Origin of the sequence: Capnocytophaga sp. oral taxon 324 str. F0483, from assembly GCF_000318315.2 — a bacterium.
Classification (GTDB): domain Bacteria; phylum Bacteroidota; class Bacteroidia; order Flavobacteriales; family Flavobacteriaceae; genus Capnocytophaga; species Capnocytophaga ochracea.
Genome location: NZ_KB291538.1, coordinates 1 through 4,152 on the forward strand (window position 1 = coordinate 1; position 4,152 = coordinate 4,152).

The following is a 4,152-nucleotide window of genomic DNA, read 5'->3' on the forward strand; positions in this document are numbered from 1 at the left end:
ACCTTCTTCTGAAAATCTCCGTTTCCTTCCGAATTCTCCAATCCCTCCTCTAACCTGTCCGACCCGTCCATTTCCCTTGGTGGTATTATCAGTATTTTTGGCATTTTTGGTATTTACCCCATTCTCTAATTTGCTAATTTCCTCATTTCCTCATTTCCTCATTTCCTCATTTCCCAATCATTTCTTCATTCGCAATTATTTATTATCTTTGCCCCCGTATGAAAATCCTGATTATAGAAGACGAAAAAGAACTGCGCCTCACCCTGCGACAGTTCCTCGAACAAGAACACTTTTTGGTGGAAACAGCGAAAGACTACCCTTCGGGGCTAGCTAAACTTGCCGACTACGACTACGATTGCATTCTCTTGGATATTATGTTGCCCAACGGTAGCGGTATGCAATTGCTCGACGAGCTTAGGGCGATGAAAAAGAACCATTCGGTGCTTATCATCTCGGCGAAAGACTCAGTAGAGGACAAGGTGCTCGGACTCGAAAAGGGTGCTGACGATTATCTTGCAAAACCTTTTCACCTCGCTGAACTCTTGGCTCGCGTCAAATCAATTATACGGCGCAAAAACCAGCAAGGTGAAGAAGTGATTACCCTCAAAAACGTACAGCTCTTCCCCGAAACCCGTACCGTGAAGGTAGGCGATACAACGCTTACTCTCAACCGAAAGGAATACGACCTGTTGTATTACTTTATCATTCGTCCTGAACGTTTGGTGGAGAAAACTACCCTTGCCGAAGCCGTCTGGGGAGACTATATCGACCAAGTGGATAGCCTCGATTTTATCTATTCGCAAATAAAGAATCTCCGCAAAAAGCTCAAAACTGCCGAAGCCGAAATAGATCTGCAAGCGGTTTATGGCATTGGTTATAAATTGGTTTAACTATGAAAATATCACTGAAAAACTACACCTTGCGCTACCTCACACTCACCTTTTTGCTCATCTTGGCGGTGTGGACGGCGGTGTTCTACGCTTATATTTTAGACGAGGTGTACGACAATATCGATGACGGACTGAAAGACAAGAAGACGCTTATTATTCAAAATATCCTTCGCCACCCCGAACTGTTAAAGATAAATGAATTTGGTATCGAGGACTTTAGAGTGTACCCCTCACAAGAAGATTTCTCCGACCATAATATCCTTAGCAATGCCCTTTTCTATATGCCTTTTGATGATGAAGACGAGCCATATAGGGTACTCAAAACCAGCTTCTACGACCGCGATATGAACCCTTATACGCTTGAAATACGCACCTCTACGGTAGAAAAAGACGATTTGTTGTTCAATTTAGCCATTGCGTTGGGGGTATTGTATGTGGTGTTGGTACTCTCAATGTATCTTGTCAATCTGTTAGTTATCAACAAAATATGGAAACCTTTCAAGGGGATACTCACAGCTATTCGCCAATATGAAGTAGAGAATAAAACCAAACTACAGCCCATAGTTACCGATGTAATTGAGTTCAACGTGTTGCACGACAATATCCAGCAAATGTGGCAACGCAACGAAGTGGTATTTGAAGAACAGAAAGTGTTTATTGAGAACGCTTCACACGAATTGCAAACACCCTTAGCTATTACTCTCAACAAATTAGAACTATTAACCGATGACCCTTCACTGACCGAAAAGCAATTAGTTCAGCTCAGCGAAGTCAAGCAGTCGCTAATGCGAATGACTCACTTAAACAAGTCGCTACTGATGCTCACCCGCATAGAAAATCACCAATACAAGCAAGCTGAGAGCATATCGTTTCAAGCGCTCACAGCAACTATTATAGAAGATCTCAGTGATTTAATAGCCTTTAAAGAATTGAAAATTACGGTGAAAGAAGATAGTGATTTTCAAGTGGAAATGAATAAGGATTTAGCAACGGTACTCGTGTCGAACTTATTGCGTAATGCCATTAAATACACCGAAAAGGGAAGGGAGATACAAGTCCGTTTAGAAGAAAACTGTTTTCAAGTGAAGAATACTGCCAAAGACGGAATACGCTTAGACCCCAGCAAGATTTTCCAGCGCTTCCACAAAGGGCAACAGGACGCTACTTCCACCGGCTTAGGCTTAGCTATTGTAAAGTCTATCGCCGATAGTTATCAATTGCAGGTGAAGTATAGTTTTGAAGAGGAAATGCACTGTTTTACTTTAAAGAAGAAATAAAAAACAAAGGCTGTCCGAAAAACTATAACAGCATAAACTCTTCGGACAGCCTTTAATCATTAACCACTAATCATTAATCATTAATAAAATAGGGCAGTGGTCGCTATGTTTAGCCTCGGGGAGAATAAGTGCGCGCTCCATACGGTTTTCTAAGGGTGTAGATACCAAGTGATAATCGATGCGCCAACCCTTATTGTTGTTGCGAGCATTCGCACGATAGCTCCACCACGAGTACTGATGTGCTTCTTTGTGGAAATAGCGAAAACTATCAATAAAACCACTCTTCATAAACTTATCCAACCATTCGCGCTCTACGGGAAGAAAGCCTGATACATTGGCATTTCGTATGGGGTCGTGAATGTCTATCGCCTCGTGACAGATGTTATAGTCACCACAAATAACGAGGTTAGGTATCTTCTGTTTCAGTTTGTCTATGTACTTTTTAAAGTCAGCCATAAAAGTCAGTTTGAAGTCAAGACGGTCAGGGTTTGTACCTGAGGGCAAGTACAGACTCATTACTGAGAGCGTCTCAAAATCGGCGCGAAGCACCCGTCCTTCCCTGTCCATATAGTCGATACCCGTACCTACTTCCACGTGCTTAGGTTCTATTTTAGAGAGTATCGCTACGCCACTATAACCTTTCTTCTCTGCACTGTGGTAATACTGATATTTATACCCCAATTCCGAAAAAACTTCCGTAGGGATTTGGTCTTCTGTAGCTTTAATTTCTTGCAAGCACAACACATCGGGGTTAGCGCTTTTCAGCCAGTCGGCAAAGCCTTTCGTAAGCGCTGCCCTAATGCCATTTACGTTATAACTGATAATTTTCATTAGTAGCCCGTTCCTTTTTCTCCTTTTAAGATAGCAATACCGTTCGATGTGCCAATGCGTTGTACCCCTAAGTTCACGTACTGCATAGCTGTTTCGTAGTCGCGTATACCTCCTGAGGCTTTTATTTTTGCCTTGTCTTGCACACATTCTTTCATTAGTTTCACATCAGCAAGGGTAGCTCCTCCTGAGCCAAATCCTGTAGAGGTCTTTACAAAGTCCGCTTTAGCATCAAGAGCCATACGGCAAGCCAAGCGTTTTTCTTCGTCAGTGAGGTAGCAGGTTTCGAGGATTACTTTTAGCACTCTATTCTCACCTACACAGCGTTTCAGCGATATAATTTCGTCTAACACTTTGTTCACTTCACCAGATTTTAACAAGCCTACGTTTAGCACCATATCAATCTCGTCGGCGCCATCAGAGAGAGCTTCACCCGTCTCAAAGTATTTTGCTTTAGCCGACATTGCTCCTAAGGGAAAGCCTACCACGCTACACACCTTGATATCAGTGCCTGCTAAAAATTTCTTAGCTGTTGTTACATAACAGCTATTCACACATACCGAATAAAAATCGTACTCCACTGCTTCTTTGCAAAGGGTCTCAATATCCGCAATGGTAGCCGTTGCTTTTAGAAGCGTGTGGTCAATTAGTTTGTTTAATTCCATATTGTTTTAGTTAAAAGTTAAAACTGAAAAGAGTCCAACCGATTCTTTTCTATTTGTCAATTCTTATTTGTTCTTGCACTCGTGTTATTACAACTTTCTTCTTAATAGTTGTAAGTAAAGGGAAGTCTAACGCACTTACTTCTGTTTGAAATCTTACAATTTCTGCCTACGTAGCTCTAAATATTTTTGGCAAAGGTAGATATTTTTTTTCTAACAACAAAGATAGTAAAGCGAATCTAAGGATTAAAAAGAGTAATTATCTCTAATTTACAATATTGTGATTGCTTTTGCGTCACATTTCTCGTCATTCATCATTCGTCATTTCTTCCCTTTTCCGTCACACTCCCTTCTAGTGCCTATGGCCTAAGGCCTAGTGCCTCTTTCTCTTTCTTTCGCCTCGAAACCCCGTTTTTAACATTTTTATTATTGTTGTATTACACTATTAATCAATTATTTGCATATCCTTTCTATACCAATCGTCCAAGATTCGTA

General features: G+C 41.2%; 4 protein-coding genes. 2 read left to right on the forward strand and 2 right to left on the reverse strand.

Annotation, left to right across the window (positions count from 1 at the left end; all coding sequences use genetic code 11):
* The first annotated feature begins 218 nt into the window (after positions 1-218).
* Together HMPREF9072_RS11470 and HMPREF9072_RS11475 are read left to right on the forward strand one after the other, a co-directional pair.
* Positions 219-890 (forward strand): response regulator transcription factor, encoded by a 672-nt coding sequence (locus HMPREF9072_RS11470; protein ID WP_009411863.1) that lies wholly within the window; start codon positions 219-221, stop codon positions 888-890.
* Between the two features lie 2 nt (positions 891-892).
* Positions 893-2,167: a HAMP domain-containing sensor histidine kinase gene (locus tag HMPREF9072_RS11475; protein ID WP_009411864.1), complete on the forward strand. Its 1,275-nt coding sequence runs from the start codon at positions 893-895 to the stop codon at positions 2,165-2,167.
* A 66-nt stretch (positions 2,168-2,233) separates the two neighbouring features.
* Here the strand turns inward: HMPREF9072_RS11475 and HMPREF9072_RS11480 are convergent, their stop codons facing one another.
* Both HMPREF9072_RS11480 and deoC read right to left on the reverse strand, forming a co-directional pair.
* A complete protein-coding gene (locus tag HMPREF9072_RS11480) occupies positions 2,234-2,998 on the reverse strand; it encodes an exodeoxyribonuclease III (protein WP_009411865.1) in 765 nt (254 codons plus the stop codon).
* Positions 2,998-3,660, reverse strand: a complete 663-nt coding sequence (deoC, locus tag HMPREF9072_RS11485; RefSeq protein WP_009411866.1) for a deoxyribose-phosphate aldolase — start codon at positions 3,658-3,660, stop codon at positions 2,998-3,000. The genes HMPREF9072_RS11480 and deoC overlap by 1 nt, the downstream gene beginning before the upstream one ends.
* Between the last annotated feature and the right edge of the window lie 492 nt (positions 3,661-4,152).